Source organism: Denitraticella aggregata, assembly GCF_048158365.1.
GTDB lineage: Bacteria > Pseudomonadota > Gammaproteobacteria > Burkholderiales > Rhodocyclaceae > Azoarcus_F.
The window spans coordinates 1-21,913 of record NZ_JBLLNL010000003.1 but is presented as its reverse complement, the minus strand read 5'-3'; the positions used below and the strand labels follow the sequence as shown (position 1 = coordinate 21,913).

Annotated in this window: 21 protein-coding genes; 6 read left to right on the top strand and 15 right to left on the bottom strand. The window is 64.4% G+C overall.

Features of this window, described 5'->3' with window-relative positions; all coding sequences use genetic code 11:
- Window positions 1-160: 160 nt before the first annotated feature.
- Window positions 161-1,336 (bottom strand): right-handed parallel beta-helix repeat-containing protein, encoded by a 1,176-nt coding sequence (locus ACKVEX_RS04990; protein WP_473214599.1) that lies wholly within the window; start codon window positions 1,334-1,336, stop codon window positions 161-163.
- A gap of 291 nt (window positions 1,337-1,627) precedes the next feature.
- Here ACKVEX_RS04990 and ACKVEX_RS04985 point away from each other — a divergent pair, with 291 nt between their 5' ends.
- The gene (locus ACKVEX_RS04985; protein WP_473214598.1) at window positions 1,628-2,971 is read left to right on the top strand and encodes a UDP-glucose dehydrogenase family protein; all 1,344 of its coding nucleotides are present in this window, start codon (window positions 1,628-1,630) and stop codon (window positions 2,969-2,971) included.
- 359 nt (window positions 2,972-3,330) lie between these two features.
- Here ACKVEX_RS04985 and ACKVEX_RS04980 read toward each other — a convergent pair whose 3' ends face one another.
- The 12 genes from ACKVEX_RS04980 to ACKVEX_RS04925 all read right to left on the bottom strand — a co-directional run bounded on the left by ACKVEX_RS04980 (window position 3,331) and on the right by ACKVEX_RS04925 (window position 15,898).
- Window positions 3,331-3,750: an Hsp20/alpha crystallin family protein gene (locus ACKVEX_RS04980; RefSeq protein WP_473214597.1), complete on the bottom strand. Its 420-nt coding sequence runs from the start codon at window positions 3,748-3,750 to the stop codon at window positions 3,331-3,333.
- Between the two features lie 206 nt (window positions 3,751-3,956).
- Window positions 3,957-4,379, bottom strand: coding sequence for a dihydroneopterin triphosphate diphosphatase (gene nudB / locus ACKVEX_RS04975; RefSeq protein WP_473214596.1), 423 nt, complete (start codon window positions 4,377-4,379; stop codon window positions 3,957-3,959).
- A gap of 8 nt (window positions 4,380-4,387) precedes the next feature.
- Entirely contained in the window at window positions 4,388-4,903 is a 516-nt protein-coding gene (locus tag ACKVEX_RS04970) for a barstar family protein (RefSeq protein WP_473214595.1), read from the bottom strand.
- Window positions 4,900-5,310, bottom strand: a complete 411-nt coding sequence (locus tag ACKVEX_RS04965) for a guanyl-specific ribonuclease (RefSeq protein WP_473214594.1) — start codon at window positions 5,308-5,310, stop codon at window positions 4,900-4,902. The genes ACKVEX_RS04970 and ACKVEX_RS04965 overlap by 4 nt, the downstream gene beginning before the upstream one ends.
- 15 nt (window positions 5,311-5,325) lie before the next feature.
- Window positions 5,326-7,002 (bottom strand): tetratricopeptide repeat protein, encoded by a 1,677-nt coding sequence (locus ACKVEX_RS04960; protein WP_473214593.1) that lies wholly within the window; start codon window positions 7,000-7,002, stop codon window positions 5,326-5,328.
- Between the two features lie 86 nt (window positions 7,003-7,088).
- Window positions 7,089-8,903 (bottom strand): aspartate--tRNA ligase, encoded by a 1,815-nt coding sequence (gene aspS / locus ACKVEX_RS04955; protein ID WP_473214592.1) that lies wholly within the window; start codon window positions 8,901-8,903, stop codon window positions 7,089-7,091.
- 255 nt (window positions 8,904-9,158) lie between these two features.
- Window positions 9,159-9,449 (bottom strand): FmdB family zinc ribbon protein, encoded by a 291-nt coding sequence (locus ACKVEX_RS04950; RefSeq protein ID WP_473214591.1) that lies wholly within the window; start codon window positions 9,447-9,449, stop codon window positions 9,159-9,161.
- A gap of 208 nt (window positions 9,450-9,657) precedes the next feature.
- On the bottom strand, window positions 9,658-10,509 hold the full coding sequence (locus ACKVEX_RS04945) for a prepilin peptidase (protein ID WP_473214590.1): 852 nt from the start codon (window positions 10,507-10,509) through the stop codon (window positions 9,658-9,660).
- 118 nt (window positions 10,510-10,627) lie between these two features.
- On the bottom strand, window positions 10,628-11,860 hold the full coding sequence (locus tag ACKVEX_RS04940; RefSeq protein ID WP_473214589.1) for a type II secretion system F family protein: 1,233 nt from the start codon (window positions 11,858-11,860) through the stop codon (window positions 10,628-10,630).
- A gap of 29 nt (window positions 11,861-11,889) precedes the next feature.
- Window positions 11,890-13,608 carry a type IV-A pilus assembly ATPase PilB gene (gene pilB / locus ACKVEX_RS04935; protein ID WP_473214588.1) on the bottom strand — a complete coding sequence of 573 codons (1,719 nt, stop codon included), beginning with the start codon at window positions 13,606-13,608 and terminating at the stop codon, window positions 11,890-11,892.
- An 87-nt stretch (window positions 13,609-13,695) separates the two neighbouring features.
- Window positions 13,696-14,985, bottom strand: coding sequence for an HlyC/CorC family transporter (locus tag ACKVEX_RS04930; protein ID WP_473214587.1), 1,290 nt, complete (start codon window positions 14,983-14,985; stop codon window positions 13,696-13,698).
- Window positions 14,986-15,070: 85 nt separating this feature from the next.
- Complete coding sequence (locus ACKVEX_RS04925; RefSeq protein WP_473214586.1) at window positions 15,071-15,898, bottom strand: cytochrome C assembly family protein; 828 nt, start codon at window positions 15,896-15,898, stop codon at window positions 15,071-15,073.
- 198 nt (window positions 15,899-16,096) lie between these two features.
- Here ACKVEX_RS04925 and ffh point away from each other — a divergent pair, with 198 nt between their 5' ends.
- Genes ffh through gloA form a run of 4 tightly spaced genes read left to right on the top strand, consistent with a single transcriptional unit; the run spans window position 16,097 to window position 19,391 of the window.
- Window positions 16,097-17,455: a signal recognition particle protein gene (gene ffh / locus ACKVEX_RS04920; RefSeq protein ID WP_473214585.1), complete on the top strand. Its 1,359-nt coding sequence runs from the start codon at window positions 16,097-16,099 to the stop codon at window positions 17,453-17,455.
- Between the two features lie 13 nt (window positions 17,456-17,468).
- Complete coding sequence (locus ACKVEX_RS04915) at window positions 17,469-18,218, top strand: competence/damage-inducible protein A (RefSeq protein ID WP_473214584.1); 750 nt, start codon at window positions 17,469-17,471, stop codon at window positions 18,216-18,218.
- Window positions 18,200-19,006, top strand: a complete 807-nt coding sequence (locus tag ACKVEX_RS04910) for a M48 family metallopeptidase (protein WP_473214583.1) — start codon at window positions 18,200-18,202, stop codon at window positions 19,004-19,006. The genes ACKVEX_RS04915 and ACKVEX_RS04910 overlap by 19 nt, the downstream gene beginning before the upstream one ends.
- A 1-nt stretch (window position 19,007) precedes the next feature.
- Complete coding sequence (gloA, locus tag ACKVEX_RS04905; protein ID WP_473214582.1) at window positions 19,008-19,391, top strand: lactoylglutathione lyase; 384 nt, start codon at window positions 19,008-19,010, stop codon at window positions 19,389-19,391.
- Between the two features lie 17 nt (window positions 19,392-19,408).
- Here gloA and ACKVEX_RS04900 read toward each other — a convergent pair whose 3' ends face one another.
- Complete coding sequence (locus tag ACKVEX_RS04900) at window positions 19,409-20,059, bottom strand: hypothetical protein (protein WP_473214581.1); 651 nt, start codon at window positions 20,057-20,059, stop codon at window positions 19,409-19,411.
- A gap of 466 nt (window positions 20,060-20,525) precedes the next feature.
- Between ACKVEX_RS04900 and ACKVEX_RS04895 the strand changes: the two genes are divergently transcribed.
- A complete protein-coding gene (locus ACKVEX_RS04895; RefSeq protein WP_473214580.1) occupies window positions 20,526-21,569 on the top strand; it encodes a nucleoside monophosphate kinase in 1,044 nt (347 codons plus the stop codon).
- Between the two features lie 58 nt (window positions 21,570-21,627).
- Here ACKVEX_RS04895 and ACKVEX_RS04890 read toward each other — a convergent pair.
- A partial coding sequence (locus ACKVEX_RS04890; protein ID WP_473214579.1) for a hypothetical protein occupies window positions 21,628-21,913 on the bottom strand: 286 nt, incomplete at its 5' end.

Genomic DNA, 21,913 nt, shown 5'->3' with positions numbered 1-21,913 from the left:
GCGCCGTGAGGCAAGCATGCTACGGCCGCGGGCGTGGTGCCAGCCGCGAAAGCAGCGTCTGCATGACGATAGACCGCATCATGTGCTCACACGGCATGTTCGCCGCTTGCGCGGTTCCTGCAGGGGGATGGCACCGGGGAGATGGTGCACTTGCCGGCCTTCAGCGCTCCGCGTCGTAGGACTGGAATGCTCCGGGTACCCATTCGGAGGGAACCTGCTGCGGTACCGTGCCGATCGGCAATACGAACTCCGCGGTCGGTCGCAGCGGGTCATCGGTGGCGAGAGGTTCGACCCAGCCGCGCAGCACGGATCTGGGGCCGAGCCTGAAATCCAGCGAATCCGGGTTGAGCACGCCGGGCGGGAGCGGGTAGTTGCCGCTGAAGGTGCCGCCGAGGCCCAGCGTGAAGGCGCCCAGTCCCACGGTGAGATTGTTATGGGCCTCGACCGTGATCGGGTCGGTGAAGTCGTGATCCCACAGGTTCAGAAAGCGGGCGGCGCGCAGGCCGGCGCTGACCAGCGTGTTGTGCGCCAGCTGCAGCGTGTTCTCCGACCAGATCTGCCCCTCGGCGCCATAGGAGATCACGATCGGGTTCTGGGTGGTTCCGCTCTGGCCGATCACGTTGCCGACCACGCGGGCGATGCCGCCGTTGGGAAACTCGAGTTCGTACGAGGCGCCGCCGTTCGGGCCGTCGTAGATCAGGTTGTAGCGGATCTCGTTCTCGCGCGCCCGCGACTTGATCAGATGGCCCTCGTAGCCGTTGTGGAAGCGGCTGCCGGTCAGCTCCAGCCGCGCGATCTTGCCGACGTAGAGCAGGTGCGGCAGCGTCAGATTGGGGCGCGGAGCGTCGGCGAAGAGGCTGTCGCGAATGACGAGTTCGGCATCAGGCTGGTTTGCGGTCAGGATGGCGTTCTGGTTGTCGATGAAATGGCTGTTGAGCACCTCCAGCCGGCCGCGCTCGAATCGGATCCCGGCGCCGTTGCCGTCGGCGACCCGTGCATTGCGAAACTCGATGTTGTCGACGATGAACTCGCCGTCACGGATCACCCAGATGCTCTTGCCTTCCGCGTCGGCGCCGTCGGCGATCAGCACCGGGCGCTCGGCGGCGCCACGGATCGTGAGCCGCTTCTGAAGCCATACCGCGACGTCTCCGCGATACTCCCCAGGCATGATCAGCACCGTGTCGTCGTCTTGGGCGATGCGCGCGGCATCTGCGATGCGGGTGATCGCCTCGTTGGGCCCGACGACGATGGTTTCCGCGAACGCGGCCGGGGACGCCAGCGACAGTGACAGACAGGGAAGCAGCAGTTTGGACGATAGCCTTGAGAGTGGATGCACGACGATTTGCCTGTCGGGGTGGCGATCGAACACACCAGGCCAGTTCGGGCACTCTTTCCTCCCCTTGAAGGGGAGGGCGCTACCGTGCTGCGCTGCGATCGACATCACCGGATTGAGAGCCAGGATATGAGAAACCGTACAGTGGTCGAAGTCTGTCTTCATTCTGGTTCGCCATCGCAGCCACCGCAAGCGCTGTCAAACCTGCCCGTGCGATCCTTGGCGCACTTTCGGCCGATCGAGTGCTAGGATCGCGGCTGTCGTATTTTTCATGCATTTCGATAGAGGGTCGCAATGAACGTTACGGTTTTTGGAACGGGGTATGTGGGGCTGGTCACCGGGACCTGTCTGGCCGATGTCGGTCACCACGTGATGTGCGTGGATGTGGACGAGGCGAAGATCGAGGGGTTGAAGAACGGGGTCATCCCGATCTACGAGCCCGGTCTGGAGCCGATGGTGACGCGTAATTTCGACGAGGGGCGCCTGCGTTTCACGACCGATGCGGCCGAGGGCGTGGCCTTCGGCGAGCTGCAGTTCATCGCGGTCGGCACGCCGCCGGACGAGGACGGATCGGCGGATCTGCAGTATGTGCTGGCGGTGGCGCGGTCGATCGGCACGCACATGGACGGCTACAAGGTGGTCGTCGATAAATCGACCGTGCCGGTGGGCACGGCCGACCGTGTGAAGGCGACGATCGCCGAGGTGCTCGCCGGGCGGGGCGTCACACTGCCCTTCGACGTGTGTTCCAACCCGGAATTCCTGAAGGAAGGCGCGGCGATAGAGGATTTCACGAAGAGCGCGCGCATCGTGGTCGGGACCGATTCCGAGGCGGTGCGCGAGCGCATGCGCGAGTGCTATGCACCGTACAGCCGCAATCACGACAAGCTGATGTTCATGGACGTGCGCGCGGCCGAACTGACCAAGTACGCAGCCAACGCGATGCTGGCGACCAAGATCAGCTTCATGAACGAGATCGCGAATCTGGCTGAACGCCTGGGCGCGGACGTCGAGCAGGTGCGCCAGGGAATCGGCTCGGATCCGCGCATCGGCTACCAGTTCATCTATCCGGGTTGCGGCTACGGCGGATCCTGCTTTCCGAAGGACGTGCAGGCGCTGGCGCACACCGCCAGCCAGGTCGGCTACGAGGCCGAACTGCTGAATGCGGTCGAGGCGGTCAACAACCGCCAGAAGCACGTGCTGTTCGACAAGCTGAACCAGGCCTTCGACGGCGCGCTCGCGGGCCGCACGATCGCGATCTGGGGCCTGTCATTCAAGCCCAACACCGACGACATGCGCGCCGCGCCCAGCCGCGTGCTGATGGAATCCCTGTGGGCCGCGGGTGCGAAGGTGCGGGCCTACGATCCGGAGGCGATGAAGGAAACGGCTCGCATCTACGGCGAGCGGGACGATCTGCAACTGGTCGCGTATCAGAACGATGCGCTGTCCGGGGCGGATGCGCTGGTGATCTGCACCGAGTGGAAGCAGTTCCGCACCGTGGACTTCAAATGGTTGAGGAACCAGCTGGCGACACCGGTGCTGGTGGATGGGCGCAACCTGTTCGATCCGGCGCAGGTGAAGGCGGCCGGGCTGATGTACTACGCGGTGGGTCGAGCCGATTCGCTGCGTCCGGTGATCTGAGCGCCGGGCAGCTGCAAGAACGCCGTTTTCGCAGCTCCCGCGGCGCCTAGGAGGCTGTCGGACTTGAGGCTGATCTACTGCGCCGGTGGGAGAAGCGGTCCATATCTGCCCGATTTTTCGTTGCATAGAACCACTATGCGCCTCAAAATCGACCAGATCTGTCCTCGCTCCCCCACCCGGCTCGTGACGATCGCTCAAGACCGACAGCCTCCTAGTGTAGTGCTGCGCTCTTGATGAGATATTCACGTCGACCGGCATAACAGCCGCCTGGTGAGCGGAGTTCGCCAAGAGCCGATAGAAGGTGCCTTCCCCTTCAAGGGGAAGGACAGGATGGGGATGGGTCACGCGAACCGGTGCGGTCAGTCGATCGTCAGGCGCTTGGCCTGCGCGGCGGCCTTTTTCGGCAGTCTCAGCTCGAGTACGCCGTCGTTGAACTTGGCGCTCGCGTTGGCCTCATCGACCTCCTGCCCGAGCTGGAAGCTGCGTGACACCTTGCCGAAATAGCGCTCGGTGCGCAGCACGCGTTCGCCGTCCTTGATTTCCTTCTCCTGCTTGCGCTCGGCGCTGATCGAAACGACCGGGCCGTCGACATGCACGTGGATGTCTTCCTTGGTGATGCCGGGCAGTTCTGCGTGAATCTGGTAGGCATCGCTGTCTTCCTTGACGTCCACCCGCATCTCCGGGGCTTCGGCGGACACGCCGCTGCCGTATTCGACCGGGCGCACGAAAAAGCCGCGGAACAGTTCGTCAAAGGGGTCGCGACGGATGATATTGGCCATGATTTCCTCCATGTGTTCAGTGTGTTGCGTTTGTGCTCCTGTGCTGAATATAGGTGCGGATCCGGACATTTCAAGGGGCGCGAACGTCTGTGCGCCCATTTCTGGGCAGTCTGTTCAGGACCGTGGGCGTCGCCGTGAGCATCGGCGTGTATCGACGGCGCGTATCGACGGCGGCCGGGCTCCGGCCGCGCTGCGGCCGAGGCGGGCTACAGCTTCAGCAGCGCGTCGCGATTGGTCCAGGAGAAGACCTTTTCCGCGGCAGCTTCGCGGGGCAGCCACAGCTGCGCCAGATGTTCCTCGGGTGCCAGCCGGACCGGCCGGGGTTGCGGGACGCACAGGCTGAAGACGTGTTCGGTGTTGCGGGTCACGCCCGGGGCATAGCGCGGACGCCACTGGGGGCTGATCTCGAAGGTGTTGCGTTGCTGCCAGTCGCGCAGGTCGTCGGCACCGATGACGAGCCCGGTCTCCTCGAACACTTCGCGCACCGCCGCGTCGATCGGTGTCTCTTCGTCCTCCAGACTGCCGGTGACCGACTGCCAGAAGCCCGCCGGCGCGACACGCTCCAGCAGCAGGATCTCGAGGCGGGGGGTGTGGATGACGACCAGGACCGATTCGGGTCGTTTGAACACCGCGTGCGTCATCGTGTGCCCGAGGCGTGGTCGGATGGTTCGACCGAGTTGTTGCAGGGCGCATCGCGCGCTGCGTCGCTGGCTGCGTTGGTCGACCGTTGCTCCGGGGTGTCGATGAACACCCACAGCGCGATGCCGTGTGCAGCCTGTTCGCGCGACGCGTCGGCGAAGACTTCCAGCGCGGTATGCCATGCGTCGGGCGCCGCGCTGCGCAACGCATCTGCATGCGCGAGGATGACCACATGTCCGGCTCCCGGAAGCCAGCCGAGATCGCTCAGGCAGTCGGCCAGCGCATCCCAGTTGTGGCCGAACCAGTGCGGAAACCGCAACCCTGCCGCGATGCGCTGCAGCAGGGAGGCCTTGTCGGTGCAGGCGTCGAGATCAACGCGCATGCAGTCGTAGCCGATGGCCTCGGCGGCGATCCGGATCGCGTCCGCGCCGACTCGGGGCAGGGGGTGAATGCCGGCGAGGTCCGGCCGGTCGAGTTCGGGCAGTTCGGATGCAGGGCGGGCGTGGTCGGTCACGGCTTGATCTCGATGCGGCGAAAGCTGCGGTAGTGGTCCTGGGTGTAATAGAACACCTCGGGCGGGTCGCCGCCGGTGACGAAGCGACGTGCACCGCGGTCGCGCGCGCCCGGCGTCGGGACGGTGTACTCGCGGTAGTAGCCGCGTGGGCGGTTCGGCAGCAGGCGTTCGCGATTCTGAAAGGTGGTGCCGTCCTGCCGGTACGGGAAGGGACCGCCGGCCAGGATCAGGTCCAGCGTCGTGATCGCCTCGGCCGGAAGACCGAGGGCGGCCGCGCGGTCGGTGGCCGGGGTGCCGCGAGCGACAGGCGATTGCCCCGGGACGCTTGCGTCCGGCGCCAGGGTCTGCAAGGCCGCGAAGGCGAGCGCGAAGATCAGCGCGACGAGCGTGACCGTGCCCCTACGCATGGCGTGCCGACCCGATCAACGGCCTGCGCCGGGCGTCGATGCCGCAGCCCGGCGCTCTTTGCTGCCGCGCTTGACGGCGTTCCGGTCCATGCCGAAGCGGGTCGCGAGGTTTGCCATGAAGCGTGTGATCGCGTCGAGCCGCGGGTTCTGCGGATCGAGCTTGCGGGTGCGGTTGATGAGGTTTCGCGCCTCGGCGGCGAAGCGCTCGTTCCAGCCGTTGTGCTCCATCCGACGCAACAAGGCCAGGGCCGCGTTGAACAGCACATGCGGGTTGCCGGGCATCTTGCGCACCGCGTTCATCATCTCGGCCACGGCCCCGTCGTAATCGCCCGCCTGGGCCTTTTCGGCTCCGGCCGTGACGTAGCTCTTGACCTCGACGTAAAGGCGCTCCTCGATCCGTTCCGTCAGATCCTCGCGTCCGCGCGCGCGCAACAACGCGCGGGTCTGCTCGATGGTCTGCTGGTCCGCCGCATTGCGCAGCACATCGACGACCAGTTCGCTGCCCTCGGCTTCGAGCGCATTGTCCAGGCAGGCCTTGATCAGTTCGTGCTTCAGCGACGTGGGCAGTGTGCCTTTCCGACTGGCGCGGACCGCTTGCTGCAGCGCCTCGCGCGCGGCCTCGCGATTGCCGGTGCATTGGTGGAGCAGGGCGCGCGCGAGCGGACCGCATACGGTGGCCGACGGGCGCCCGATCATGGATTTCTCGAGATCGCTGACCGTGGCCTGGGCGTCATCGAACTTCTGCTGGATCAGATGCGCCCTGAGCAGGCGCAGATGGTCTTCCGGATCGCGAAAATCGGAATACTTGCACTTGCGCACCAGGTCGCTCAGCACCTTCTCGGCGCCGGCGTAGTCGCCCGCGGCGATCGAGACTTCACCCAGGTGACGCAGGCGGCTCATGCGGTCGGGCGACAGTTCCACCGCGCTGGCCAGCGCCTCCCTGGCCTGTTGCGGGCGCTCCAGCGCCTCCCGGGTGCGCGCCAGCCAGTCGTAGGCGTCCAGATAGAAGCTGTGCTCGCTGACCAGCGTCATCAGCAGGCGCTCGGCGTCCTCGTAGCGCTTGCCGGCGAACAGCATTCTGGCCACCCCGAGGCGTGCCCACGGAACGGCGCGCAGTTCGAGGACGGCGCGATAGATCGCTTCGGCCTGCTCGGGTTGCCCCTGGGCTTCGTGCAGTTCGGCACGCAGGCGCATGAAGTCGATACGGTAGGCGGGGTGGTCGCGCTCGCCCACCAGGCAGTAGTCGATCGCAGTCTGGGTTTCGCCGGCCTCCATCATGCGGTAGGCCGGTAGGAAGACGTCGCGTTTGGCCACCGCACGCTGCAGTCGCATCAGCAGCGTGCCCGGCGTGAGCGGTTTCAGGATGTAGTCGTTGGGTGTGAGTTCGGCGGTGCCGACGACCTTCTCGTAGCTGCGTTCGCCCGAGATCATGATGAACAGCGTGTCGAGCGGGATGACCTTGTGCGTGCGCAGATCCTCGAGCAGATGCTGTCCGTTCTGGCCGTCGCCGAGGTCGTATGCGCACAGGATCAGGTCGAAGCGACGCCCGCGCAGCTTGCGCACCGCCGCCGCGGCCGACGGTGCGAACTGGACGCCGGTGACCATGAAGCCGTCGAGCATGCTGCGCAACTGGGCACGCATGCCCTGCTGCGACTCGATGACGAGGACTTCGAGGTTTTCCAGATGGGCCATGGCTGCCGTGTGACGTGGAACGGACGTTCGAGCGTACCAGATAGTCTACGGCGCCACGCGGCGTTTCTGAAGGTGCCGATATGGCGTCAGGGCTTGGCGATCTCGACCTGGGTTTCGACCTTCTGGCGCAGGCGGATGTGGAGTTCGCGCAACTGCCGCTCGTCGACATTGCCCGGTGCATCGGTGAGCAGGCACTGGGCGCGCTGGGTCTTCGGGAACGCGATGACGTCGCGGATGGATTCCGCGCCGGTCATCAGCGTGACGATGCGGTCCAGGCCGAAGGCGACGCCGCCGTGCGGCGGCGCGCCGTACCTGAGCGCGTCGAGCAGGAAGCCGAACTTGGTCTGGGCCTCTTCCTCGCCGATGTTCAGCGCGCGGAAGACCTTGCTCTGCATGTCGGCGCGATGGATACGCACCGAGCCGCCCCCGATTTCCCAACCGTTCAGGGCGAGGTCATAGGCCTTGGCCAGGCAGGCGCCCGGGTCGGTCTCGAGCAGTTCGACATGCTCGTCCTTGGGCGACGTGAACGGGTGGTGACAAGCGGTCCAGCGCTTGTCCTCCTCGTCGTATTCGAACATCGGGAAATCCATGACCCATACCGGGGTCCAGGCCTCGCCGGTGACGTAGCCCTTGTCATGGCCGAGCTTGACGCGCAGCGCGCCGAGCGCGTCGTTCACTACCTTGGTCTTGTCCGCGCCGAAGAAGATCAGGTCGCCACTTTGCGCACCGGTGCGTTCCAGGATGGTGCGCAGCGCCTGCTCGTGCAGGTTCTTCACGATCGGCGACTGCAGGCCCTGCTCGTTCGGCTGGCTCGCGTCGTTGACCTTGATATAGGCGAGCCCTCTGGCACCATAGATGCCGACGAACCGGGTCAGCTCGTCGATCTCGCCGCGGGTCAGCGCCGTGTCGCCGCTGCTGCCGCCGGGCACGCGCATCGCCGCCACACGGCCGCCGCTGGTGGCGGGGCCCGAGAACACCTTGAATGCGACGTCCTGCACCGCGTCGGTGACATCGGTGAGTTCCAGCGTGACGCGCAGGTCGGGCTTGTCCGAGCCGTAGCGACGCATCGCCTCGGCGTAGCTCATGCGCGGGAAAGGATTCGGCAGATCGACGTCCAGCGATTCCTTGAACACGAAGCGGACCATCTGCTCGACCAGGCCGGTGATCTCGGTCTCGTCCATGAACGAGGTTTCGAGGTCGATCTGTGTGAACTCCGGCTGGCGGTCGGCGCGCAGATCCTCGTCGCGGAAGCACTTGGTGATCTGGTAGTAGCGGTCGAAGCCGGCGACCATCAACAACTGCTTGAACAGTTGCGGGGACTGCGGCAACGCGAAGAACTGGCCTGGATGCACCCGCGACGGCACGAGATAGTCGCGCGCGCCTTCCGGCGTGCTCTTGGTCAGCATCGGGGTCTCGACGTCGATGAAGCCGTTCGCGTCGAGAAAGCGGCGGAAGGCCATCGCGACCTTGTAGCGCAGCATCAGGTTCTTCTGCATCTGTGGGCGGCGCAGGTCGATGACCCGGTGGGTCAGACGCACGGTCTCGGACAGGTTGCTGTCGTCGTCGATCTGGAACGGCGGGGTGACCGATGCGTTCAGCACTTCGATGTCGTGGCACAGCACCTCGATCTCGCCCGAGACCAGGTTGGGGTTCTCGGTGCCGGCCGGGCGGCGACGGACCTTGCCGGTCACCCGCAGTACGTACTCGTTGCGGATCGATTCGGCGGTCGCGAACATGTCTGCACGGTCCGGATCGCACACGAGCTGGACCAGGCCTTCGCGGTCGCGCAGATCGATGAAGATGACGCCGCCGTGATCACGCCGGCGCAGCACCCAGCCGCACAGCGAGACGGTTTGATCGAGGTCGGCGGCGCTTACCTGGCCGCAGTAGTGAGTGCGCATCGGTTCTTTTCCATACTATTTATTAAGGCGGCAGCCAATCAGGTGATGTTGAGCGGAGGCTGGCACGGTTGCTCCCTCCCCTTCAAGGGGAGGGCTGGGGTGGGGATGGGTGACACCGCCGACGTCGTGACCCATCCCCCTCCTGGCCTCCCTTTTGAACGGGGAGGAAAGGGTGCTGAACCTGACTCATTTGTTTGATGGTGGGTTCGATGGCGCTCGACCCTGGGGCCGTGCGTGAATCATGATGAATCGGGTTCAGCTGGGATGGCAGGCGCAGGATCCGCCGCAGGCCGCCGCCGGGGCGTCAGTGCTGCTGCTCGAATCAGTGGCGGCCGGGGTCGAAGCGGGCATCGACTTGCCCGAACCGTTCTTGAAGTCGGTGGCGTACCAGCCGCTGCCCTTGAGCTGGAAGCCCGCAGCGGAGATCAGCTTGATGTACGCATCCGCTCCGCAGGCCGGACAGGTGGTCAGCACCGGGCTGTTGAGCTTTTGCAGGTGTTCCTTCTCGAAACCACACTGGTTGCAACGATATTCGTAGATGGGCATTAAAACCTCCACAGGCAAGCGCGGAATTCTAGCAGATTCGCAACGGCGGCAATGAGATGGGGCCGGTGAGGGTTATTTCAAGGGCGGATTCGCGCCTTGCGGCGCTCCTGCAGGGATTCGTTACGGGGGCTTCGCGGGTTCGCGCGTTGGGCCGGTCAATCTGCCCTCCGTGAGTCTGCGCGTCGGAGTGCTTGCAGGAGAGCCGCGATCAGAATCGGCCGAGGTAGCTCGCCGTGATCGCGTCGCCCCAGAACAGCGCGATGACGCCGGCTGCGGCCAGATAGGGGCCGAACGGGATCGGGACGTTGCGCTTGTGGCGGGCCAGTGCGATCAGGCTGATGCCGACGATCGCGCCGACCAGCGACGACAGCAGGATCGTCAGCGGCAGGATCTGCCAGCCCAGCCACGCGCCGATCGCGCCGAGCAGCTTGAAGTCCCCGTAGCCCATGCCTTCCTTGCCGGTGGCGAGCTTGAACAGCCAATACACCGACCACAGCGCGAGATAGCCGGCCATCGCACCGATGACCGCGCTCGACAGATCCGTGTAGGTGCCGGTGAGGTTGAACGCCAGCCCCAGCCAGAGCAGCGGCAGCGTGATCTGGTCGGGCAGCAACTGGGTGTCGAGGTCGATGAAGGACAGCGCGATCATGGCCCAGATGAACACCAGCGCACCGGCGGTTGCGAGTCCGATGCCGAAATGCCAGGCCGCATAGCCGGACAGCACAGCAGTCAGCAGTTCGACCACCGGATAGCGACGACTGATCGAAGCCCCGCAATGACCGCAGCGCCCTCGCAGGATGATGTAGCTGACCAGCGGGATGTTCTCGAGCGCGGTGATCAGGTGTCCGCAGTGCGGGCAGCGCGACCGCGGTGTGGCGAGATTGAAGCGCTCGGCGGGCGCCGCCTCCTCCCCGCGGATCTCGGCCGCCTGGGCTTCCCATTCGCGCTCCATCATCCTGGGCAGGCGATGGATGACGACATTCAGGAAGCTGCCGACGAACAGGCCGAGCAGGGCGATCAGGGCCGTGAAAACGGCAGGGTCGAGCAGGGTGACGTTCATGGCGAGTGGCGCGGAGCGAGTGGGTCCGTGCGAATGAGGTGCGTCGGGGCGTGACGCTGCAAAGGCGACGTCCGGCCACGGAGGACCGGACGGGTGTGGAGGCAGTGCCGCGAATGCGTCAGACGACCGCGCCGAGCTTGAAGATGGGCAGATACATCGCGACCACGAGGCCACCGATGACGACGCCGAGGAATACCATGATGATCGGTTCCAGCAGTGTGGACAGACCGGCCACCGCGTCATCGACTTCCTGCTCGTAGAAGTCGGCGACCTTGCTCAGCATGGAGTCGAGCTGGCCGGATTCCTCGCCGATCGCGACCATCTGTACGACCATGGTCGGGAACACATTGACGCCCTGCATCGCGACCGTGAGGCTGACGCCGGTGCTGACGTCGGTCTGGATCTGCTTGGTGGCGGTCAGATAGACATGGTTGCCGGACGCGCCACCGACCGAATCGAGCGCCTCGACCAGCGGCACCCCGGCGGCGAACATCGTCGACAGCGTGCGCGCCCAGCGTGCGACGGTGGCCTTGCGCACGATGTCGCCGACTACCGGCAACTGCAGCACGATACGATCGACCGCGTTCTGCATCTTGGGCGAGCGTTTGTACAGGTAACTGATGATCAGGATCGAGCCGATGATGATGCCGAATATCAGGTACCACCATTCGACGAAAAAGTCCGACATTGCGATGACGATCAGCGTCGGGGCCGGCAGGTCGGCGCCGAAGCTGGTGAACACGTTCTTGAACTCGGGGATCACGAACAGCATCATCACCGCGATGACCAGCGCCGCGACGACCACGACCGCAATCGGGTAGAACAGGGCCGACTTGATCTTGCTCTTGATCGCGAGGATCTTTTCCTTATAGGTCGCGAGGCGTTCGAGCAGGTTGTCGAGGATGCCCGCCTGCTCGCCGGCGGCGACCAGATTGCAGAACAGCTTGTCGAAATACACCGGGTGCCGGCTGAAGGCCTGCGACAGGCTGGACCCGGTCTCGACGTCGGTGCGGACCTCGTTGAGCAGCCGCGCGAGGCTGGGATTGGTGGCGCCCTTGATGCCGATGTCGAAGGCCTGCAGCAGCGGCACGCCGGAGCGCATCATCGTCGCGAGCTGGCGCGTGAACAGTGCGATGTCCTTCTCGGTGATCTTGTGACCACGCGACATCTTCTGCTTGCGCACCTTGGTGGTCATGACCCCCTGGCGCCGCAGCGTGGCCTGAACGACCGATTCCGCGGTCGCGCGGATCTCGCCGCGCTGGATTCTGCCAGTCTTGTCCTTGCCTTCCCAGTGAAAGAGGTATTCCTTGGGGCCGACCGGGAGTCGTCTGGCCTGGGCTGTCGTCGCCATGTGTGGTGATTTCCGAATGAGTCTTGAATCTATTCGTTGGTTGTTGCCAGCACTTCCTCGAGCGAGGTCACGCCTTGCCTGACCTTGAGCAAACCGGATTCACGCAGATCCTTGACGCCTTCCATGCGGGCCTGCTCGGCAATGTCCATGGAATTGCCATTGGTCATGATGATATGCGCAATTTCCTCGGTGATGGGCATGACCTGGTAGATGCCGACCCGCCCCTTGTAGCCGGTGCCGCCGCAACGGTCACAACCGACCGGGCCCAAGGGCTGCCAGCTGCCGTCGAGGTCGTCGGCGGTGAAGCCGGCCTGCAGCAGTGCCTCGACCGGGATGTCGACCGGCTGCTTGCATGAGCATAGTCGCCGCGCGAGGCGTTGTGCCGTGATAAGTATCACGGACGACGCGATGTTGAAGGGCGCCACGCCCATGTTCTTCAGGCGCTCGAGGGTGGTCGGCGCATCGTTGGTGTGGACCGTCGACAGCACCAGGTGGCCGGTCTGTGCGGCCTTGATCGAGATCTCGGCGGTTTCCAGGTCGCGAATCTCGCCGACCATGATGACATCCGGATCCTGCCGCAGAAACGCCCGCAAGGCCGCAGCGAAGGTGAGCCCGGCCTTCTCGTTGACGTTGACCTGGTTGATGCCGGCCAGGTTGATTTCGGCCGGATCCTCGGCGGTGGAGATGTTCACGCCCGCGGTGTTGAGGATGTTCAGGCAGGTGTACAGCGATACGGTCTTGCCCGAGCCAGTCGGGCCGGTGACCAGGATCATGCCATAGGGCCGCTCGATGGCCCCGAGCAGGGCCTTTTTCTGTTCGGGCTCGTAACCTAGCGCATCGACGCCGAGCATGGCCGAGTTGGGATCCAGGATACGCATCACGATCTTCTCGCCGTGCAGCGTCGGCAGCGACGACACGCGGAAGTCGATGGCTTTGTTCTTGGACAGCACCAGCTTCATGCGGCCGTCCTGGGGCACGCGCTTTTCCGAGATGTCGAGGCGCGAGATGACCTTGATCCGCGCGGCGATCTTGTCCTTCAGGACCAGCGGAGGCTGGGAGATCTCGCGTAGCACGCCGTCAGTGCGAACCCGGATCCGGTAGTATTTTTCGTATGGCTCGAAATGGACGTCGGATGCACCCTCGTTGATCGCGTCGATCAGCACCTTCTGGATGAAGCGCACCACCGGCGCATCGTCCACCTCCTGCGATGCATCGTCGCCTTCCGGAGAGGTGCCCGGCGCCTCCTGGTCGAGGAGGTCCATGTCGAAGTCTTCGCCGGTCAACTCCTTGAGCGTCTGTTCGGCGGATTCGGACAGTTTGTCGACCAGACGGCCGAGCTTGTCGGCCTCGGCCACGACCAGATCGACCTGCATGCCGCTCTGGAACCGGATCTCGTCCAGCGCCCGCATGTTGGACGGATCGGCGGTGGCGATGATGAGCCGGTTCTGGCGCTTCAGCAGCGGGATGACCTGATGCTTGCCCATGAGCTTGCGATCGATCGCGTCGCGCTGGACGGTGGCGGGGTCGAGGGTGCTGATGTCGATTGCGGGATAGCCGAAGGTTTCGGCGGCGACACATGCGATGTCCCGCGTGCTTAGAAGCTTGCGCTGGGCCAGTTCGAGGATGAATCCGCTGGGACTCGCCTTGGCGGCGCTGGTGCACGACACGGCGTCGGCTTCCGAAAGCCGACCTTGCTGGATCAGCGCGCGGGCGAGCCCGCTCAGAGGGATCTGCGGATTGGCTGCCATGGTTACTCTAATTGAGCGACGCCTGATGTTGCCCTTGCTGCGGCGCGTTGTAAAGGGTCAGCCACAATCCCATGGCATGCGCGGGGCTCAATCCTGACTGGCATGGTCGCGCTCCGATTCGGTCCGGAACAGTCTGACCATGCGTACCATCTTGTCCTCCGTCTGGATGATCTCGATGACCACGCCGGCAATTCTGAAGGCCAGGTCGGCCTCCGGAATGTCCTGAAGGTGTTCGAGGATGAGCCCGTTCAGGGTCTTCGGGCCTTCGATCGGCAGTTCCAGGCCCAGCCGTCGATTGAGTTCCCTGAGGTTTTGGCTGCCGTCGACCAGGACGCTGCCGTCCTGGCCCCAGGCCAGCTTGTGGCTGCTGTCGGGCAGCGTGGTGGTGAATTTTCCGATCAGCTCCTCGATGATGTCCTCGAGCGTGAGCAGACCGAGCAGTTCGCCGTACTCGTCGACCACCAGTGCGAGGCGCTGGTGGTTCTCCTGAAAGAACTGAAGCTGGGAATACAGCGGCGTATCGGCCGGGATGAAATAGGGCTTGGCCACGAGATCGCGGATCGCCTCTGCGTCGAAGCCGGCATCGAGCGCGCGGGCCAGCATTCGACGCAGATGGAGCACACCGATCACGCGTTCGTTTTCGCCGTCGAGCACCGGAAGACGCGTGTGATAACAGGTCGCGATCTGCTCTCGGATGTTGTCCGGCGCCTGGCGCAGGTCGATGCTCTCGATCGAGCCGCGTGGGGTCATCACGTCCTCGACCGTGATGTGTTCGAGTTCGAACAGGTTGACCAGGATGTCGCGGTGCTTCTGCGGAATGTACTGGCCGGACTCCAGCACCATCGAGCGCAACTCCTCGATCGACAGGCTGGCCTGGGCGTTGCCCTTGGGCTGCAGGTGCAATAGCCACAGGATCCCGGACACGAACAGATTGACGAACCAGACGGCCGGGTAGGAGAGCTTGAGCAGGCCGGTCAGCGGATAGCTGACGATCAGCGCGAGCCGGTCGGCATGCTGGGCGCCGATGACCTTGGGCGTGATCTCGGAGAAGACCAGGATGAAAAAGGTCAGCAGCACGGTTCCGGCCGCGAGCGCCCAGCCTTCCTCGCCGACCAGGTTGATCGTGATCACGCTGGCCAGTGTCGCCGCGGCGACATTGACCAGATTGTTGAACAGCAGGATGACGCCGAGCAGTCGGTCGGTCTTGTCGAGCAGTTCGACCGCCAGGCGTGCGCCTCGATGCCCGTTGCTCGCCAGCGCTCGGAGGCGATAGCGATTGGAGGCCATCATGACCGTCTCGGTCATCGACGACATGCCGGACATCACCAGCAGCACGGCCAGTGCGGCAAACTGAGTCTGAATCGAGAAGGCGTCCACTGCGGCCGCGCGTCAGAGGGTCGTCATGGTCGAGGCGGATGCGGACGCCGCTGCGGATCGGCCGGCATGAATTCTCGACATGGATTCAGGCGGCCCGATCAAGCAATACCTCGACGACGAAACGGCTGCCCATGTAGGCGAGCACCAGCGCGATGAAACCGGCCAGCGTCCAGCGCAGCGCGACCCGACCGCGCCAGCCCCACACCCGACGACCGAACAGCAGGGCGCCGAACAGCATCCATGACGTGATCGCGAAGACCGTCTTGTGGTCGAAGCGGAAGGGCTGGCCGAACAGCGTTTCGGAGAACACGATGCCCGACGCGAGCGTCAGCGTCAGCAGCATGAACGCGATGGTGATCAGGCGAAACAGCAGGGTTTCCATGGTCAGCAGCGGCGGCAGCCTCGCGACGGCGCGGCTGATGCGGCCACTGTGCAGCTGGCGCTCGGCCACCGCCATCAGCATCGCGTGCAAGGCCGCGAGCGTGAACAGGCTGTACGCGAGCATCGCGACGATGAAGTGCGCGCGAAACGCGGGCGAGGCGGCGTTGATCAGCACGTGCGGCCCGGAAAAGATCAGCGGGAGCAGGCTTCCGACGACGCCGGCCGGCAGGACCATCACGTGCAGGCCATCCAGGCGGGCATAGAAGGTCTCGATCCAGTAGAAGCAGACCGCCAGCCAGACGATCAGCGAGACGGCCAGGCCGAACCCGAAACGCATGTCCTGACCTGGAAACATCGACCCATGCAGGGCCAGGCCATGCAGCACCAGCGCGGCCAGCAATACGAGGCGCTCGGCGTTCGTCATGCACTGGCGTGGCTGCGCTCCGGGTTCGACAACGCAGGTGCGCCAGAACCACAGCCCCAAGGCGCCATAGAGCAGGGCGGCGAACAGATGAAGTAGAATGGTCAGCATAGATGCTCACAGTTTACTCCATGGCTCGCGAAGACTGGCGGATTTGGGTGACGCCCGATGGCTCGCGTCGCCCGGAATCGAGGTCGATTCCGTTGCCCGGATGAAACGCTTGCGGCGCGTGAGCGGGTTGTTCGATCCGCGCCCGATCGAGCCCGATCCGCCCCCTCGTTCCCCCTGATACTCCCAGCCCGGACCCTTATGCTCGACAATCTTACCCAGCGTCTCTCCAAAGTCGTCAAGACCCTGCGTGGACAGGCCCGTCTGACCGAAGACAACATCCAGGAGGCGATGCGCGAAGTGCGCATGGCCCTGCTCGAGGCGGACGTCGCGCTGCCGGTGGTCAAGGACCTGGTCGCACGCGTGAAGCAGAAGGCGGTCGGCCAGGAGGTGATCGGCTCGCTGACGCCCGGTCAGGCCCTGGTCGGCGTGGTGCATGACGAACTGAAGGCCTTGATGGGTGGCACCCACACCGGCCTCGATCTGTCCACCCAGCCGCCCGCGGTGATCCTGATGGCCGGCCTGCAGGGGGCCGGCAAGACCACGACCACCGGCAAGCTCGCCAAGTTGCTGCACGAGCGGATGAAGAAGAAAGTGCTGGCGGTGTCCACCGACGTGTACCGCCCGGCGGCGATCGAGCAGCTGAGAACCGTCGCGGGTCAGGCCGGCGTGGATTTCTTCGCGTCCAGCATCGACCAGAAGCCGGTCGATATCGCGAAGGCTGCGCTGGAGCATGCGCGTCGCCATTACTATGATGTGGTGCTGGTCGACACGGCCGGCCGGCTGGCGATCGATGAAGCGATGATGGCCGAGATCACCGCGCTGCATGCCGCAGTCAAACCGGTCGAGACGCTGTTCGTGGTCGATGCGATGCTCGGTCAGGATGCGGTGAACACCGCACGGGCGTTCAACGAGGCCCTGCCGCTGACTGGCGTGGTGCTGACCAAGCTCGATGGCGATTCACGCGGCGGCGCGGCGCTGTCGGTGCGTCACGTCACCGGCAAGCCGCTCAAGTTCGCCGGTGTCGGCGAGAAGCTGTCCGGGCTGGAAGAGTTTCACCCCGAGCGCATGGCCAGCCGGATCCTCGGTATGGGCGACATTCTCGGTCTGGTCGAGGAGGCGCGGCGCGGTGTCGACGAGGAGAAGGCGCGTGACTTCGCTAAGAAGCTCAAGACCGGCAAGGGCTTCGACCTGAGCGACTTCAAGGAGCAGATTGCGCAGATGCGCAAGATGGGGGGGCTGTCGTCCATGCTCGACAAGCTGCCGGCGCAGTTCGCCCAGGCCGCGGGAAAGTTGCAGGGCGGGGCGGAGGAGAAGCAGATCGGCCGCATCGAGGGCATCATCAATTCAATGACGCCGAGCGAGCGCGCCAAACCCGAGATCCTGAAGGCGAGCCGCAAGCGCCGGATCGCGTCGGGCGCGGGGGTGTCGGTGCAGGAGGTCAACCGGCTGCTGAAGCAGTTCGAGCAGACCCAGAAGATGATGAAGCAGTTCTCCAGGGGCGGCATGCAGAAGATGATGCGCGGCATGAAGGGCATGCTGCCCGGCATGCCAAGGTGATCGGGGTGAAAAAATGAATTTCGGGGCAATCATCATCGGTGACGAGATCCTGTCGGGGCGTCGCACCGACAAGCATCTGGTCAAGCTGATCGAACTGCTGGGCGCGCGCGGCCTGAAGCTGTCGTCGGCGCGTTATGTGGGCGACGAGCCCGGGCGCCTGGTGCAGACCTTGCGCGAGAGTTTTGCGAGTGGCGACGTGGTATTCAGTTTCGGCGGCATCGGCGCAACACCGGACGACCGGACCCGTCAGTCGGCTGCGGCGGCGCTGGACCTGGAGCTTGCGCTGCATCCGGAGGCGGAGGTGGCGATCCGCGGGCGCTTCGGCGACGAGATCACGCCGCATCGCCTGCAGATGGGTGTCTTTCCGGTCGGTAGCGAGATCATCCCGAATCCTTACAACCAGATCCCGGGTTTTTCGATCGCCAACCATTTCTTCGTGCCGGGTTTTCCGGTGATGGCCTGGCCGATGGTGGAATGGGTGCTCGATACCCGCTTCGCGGCACAGCATCATGCCGAGGATTACGTGGAGCTATCGATCACCGTCGAGGACGCCTATGAAGGGCGCTTGATCGATCTGATGGAGCAGGTCACCGCCGAGTTTCCGGATGCGACGCTGTTCAGCCTGCCGACCGTGGCCGGCGAGGGGCTGCAGCGTTCGGTCGAACTCGGCATGAAGGGGCCGTGTGCTGCAGTCGATGCGGCGATGCGTGTGATCAAGGACAGTGTCGCGGCGCGAGGATACGTGTGGCGGGACAAGCCCTGAAGCGCCTTCTCGATGGCGACCCCAAGGTGGAAGGGGGTCGGCAGAACCGCGGCAGCGTCCGCCGCATCCTGGTGCGCGAGCGGGAGGTTCCCTATGCGCTGCGGCGGTCGGCGCGGCGCAGCTTTGCGCTGCAGGTCGATGCCGCCGGTGTGCGGGTCGCGGCGCCGGCGCGGGCCCGGATCGAGGATATCGAACGCTTCATCCACAGTCATTCGAACTGGCTGCTGGGCAAACTCGACGCGCGTGCCGAACGGCTGACGCGGCAGCGCTTCGAGGTCGTGGACGGCGCGATCTTTCCGTTGTTCGGTCGCCCGTGTCGCCTCAGGCTGCTGGCCGGGCCGCGGGGCACGCACTGGAGCGCCGCGTCCGATGGCGGCGAGGAGCTACGGCTGGCGGCGGGCGTCGATCCGCGCAAGGCGATGATCGTGGCGCTGAAGAAGCGCGCCCACGCGTGGTTCGCGGGACGCGTGGACGAATATTGTCATCGGCTCGGACGCGTCAGTCCCCAGGTGCGCGTGTCGTCGGCCCGCACCCGATGGGGCAGCTGCAGCGCCATGAGCGGCATCCGCCTGCACTGGCGGCTGGTTCACCTGCCGGCCGCACTGGGCGACTACGTGGTCGCGCACGAGGTCGCGCATCTGATCGAGATGAATCATTCGCCGCGCTTCTGGGCGGTGGTGGAGGCGCTTTATCCGGACTGGCGCGCCGCGCGCGCCGAACTGCGCAAGGCCGCGGGCGATCTGCCGTTGATCGACGCGACCGCCGGCACTGATATTCGGGAGGACTGACATGCGTTTGCTGCACACGATGCTGCGAGTGGGCGATCTGGATCGCTCGCTGGCCTTTTACACCGGGGTTCTGGGCATGCGTCTGCTACGGCGCCAGGACTATCCGGAGGGGCGGTTCACGCTGGCCTTCGTCGGTTTTCAGGACGAGTCCGAGGCCGCCGTGCTCGAACTGACCCACAACTGGGACACCGCGTCCTATGATCTGGGCAACGGCTACGGGCATATTGCGATCGCGGTGCCGGATGCATACAAGGCCTGCGACGAGCTTCGCGCGCGTGGTGGAAAAGTCGTGCGCGAGGCGGGGCCGATGAAGCACGGCACGACGGTGATCGCATTCGTCGAGGATCCGGATGGTTACAAGGTGGAACTCATCCAGCGCGGCTGATATCGGCGCGTCGCGGGTCAGGCTCTGGCGGATGGTTTGTGCGACTCGGAGGTGGACGGCGTGAGGGACGTCGCTGCGTGAGTGTGCGGAACGGTGAGGCCCGCCTGTTCGGTGCTGGAACCGTTACGGCCCAGGGCCGCGAACAAGACCGTCGCAACGGTCGTCAGCAACAACCCTGCCAGAAGCCCTTCGAGCAGCATGTGTCCGGGGAGGATCGACGCGAGCGAGTATTCTAGCCGCACCCAACCGATGGGCGCGATCTCTCCGACCGGAACCCGAACCGATGTGGTTTCTGCACTTAGCCGCGGCCAGACGGAAGCGCCGAGTTCCGGTACGGTTGCGATCGTCGACACGTCCCGCACTGCGGCGGCACTGAGGTTTCCGGCAAGATTCCGCCGAACGGCGGCGAGCGGTTCGTCGCGACGGTCCGACACAACGATGGCGCTGACCGAGGCGAAATCGTTGAAGGCCTCGAGCCGCCGTGCCAACGCGATGCGATCGTTTGCCGCCACTTCCTGTGCGGAAAGGGTGGCGATGCTCTGGCCAATCGACATCGCCTGTTCATGCAGAAGTTTCGCGCTGTGAGCGATCTGCCTGCCGGCGCCAAGCACGACCAGCGTCGCGCAGACGCTGGCGAGGCAGATCGCGAAGAACCAGGTCTGGCGCATTCGGGAATGGGTCATGGGGTTATGCGGGTCGCTGCAATACGAACTGGATCACAGGCGCCTCTCGGCCGACGGTCCTGCCCGCCTCGATAAGGGAGTATGTCATCGACCGGAGGGACATGGCCATCCGTAGAAATACGCACGCTTGGCGATGCCTCGCGGATACGCCCGTCAACTGCGGCTCCCAGCTTGAAAGCAGTGAATCGAAGGGCTGTCTTACGCTGGTTTGCCGACGGCCTTGGCTGCGAAAGCGCGTGCGCGAGTGTGCTGGATGTATTCGAGGCCCTGTTAGAGGGTGCGGTTCGCGTTGAACCGGATTGAAGCTCGGGGGACAATGCGTTGTCCGGTTCATTCGCTGATTTGCGGCGAGTCGCCTTGATCCGCTCTACCCTCAATTGCTGGGAGAGACCCATCACGCAGCACAGGCCAACGCATCCTGCCAAGCTGTCAATCGTAAACGAGAGAATTCATGACGAAAGGAACACAAGCCTTGACCAACACATTGTTCATCGAGGTCACCGGATCCGGCCTGCCGGAAGTCGATGGCCTGTATGTGCCTTCCGAAGCGCCGCCCGCCAAGTCGGAGTCCGGTACCGTTTCCAGCAAGGGTTACTGGAATGGCAGGATGGCCTGGGACCGCGCCGATGGCAAGGCGGCCAGAAGCCCCGCACTGTCCTACTCCAACAGTTACAAGTCGTGGCGGATCAGCCGGCTGGATGGCCATCTTGCCTACGAGATCACCTGCGATGACGAATTGCCGCCCACGGACCGGGCGTGGAATGTGTACAAGATGGGTGTCGCGCCCGCGCCCAAGGTGGTGATCCATTACGTCGACCCGAGACAGCCTTGCCCGTCGCCCAATGTGGTTTACGTGCTGGGTGGTCCCGGCGCCGGCAAGGGCACCATGTGTGAACTGGCGGAAATCCAGCTGGGCTGGACGCACCTTTCAACCGGCGATTTACTGCGGGCCGAGCAGGCGGCCGGGGGGCCGACGACCGAGATCATCAAGGAATACATCGCCGCAGGGAAACTGGTGCCCAATGAAATCGTGGTGCGTCTGTTGAAAGACGCCATGGAACGGACCACCCGGACCACCGGTAAGCGAAACTTCCTGATCGATGGGTTTCCCCGTTCGCTGTCCAACCTCGAGGCGTGGTACGAAGTCTTTGGCCGCACGGCGGAGTTGCCCACCATGTTGTACTTTGAGTGCCCGTTCGAGGTGCTCGAACGGCGCATTCTGGGCCGAGCCAGATACTCCGGCCGGGCAGACGACAACGTCGAGGCCATGAAGCTGAGGTTCGACACCTTCAAGGCGGAGACTCTGCCTACGGTTGAATTGTTCAAGAGCAAAGGCAAATGCGTCGAGTTGGACACGAGCCAGGACCGCGAAACCGTTTATGCCCTGCTGCGCGATCAGCTCGCCGAATACACCGATCCTCAACTGATGGCGGAGCCCCTGAGCGAAAAAGCGGAGATACTGCTGGGTCTGAGGCCTTATCCTAAAGGCGAGTAGCCCAAAAGATTGGCGAAGTCCGCAACCTCGTCTGCTCTCCGGGTCGGACGCTTACGCTTCAACCATTGCCGCACCCATTGATCGCTGCTTTCAGCGCGCGCAGACGATCGACGATGGCATCGAAGGCGGGTGGCTCGCCGATGAACATGCCGGCACCGATAAAACGCAACGCAAACGCAACGCACACGATCATTTCCTTTGCTACCCAATGCTGCAATCCAACCGCTTGATTCGTCCGCGCGTAACCCTCTGATCTGTATGGGCCTGCGTTGCGGCCTTTGCGGACTTCGGGCCAGATCCAGGGAGCGAGGTCGGAGCGAGGAATGGCCAGGAGAGAGTGGTGC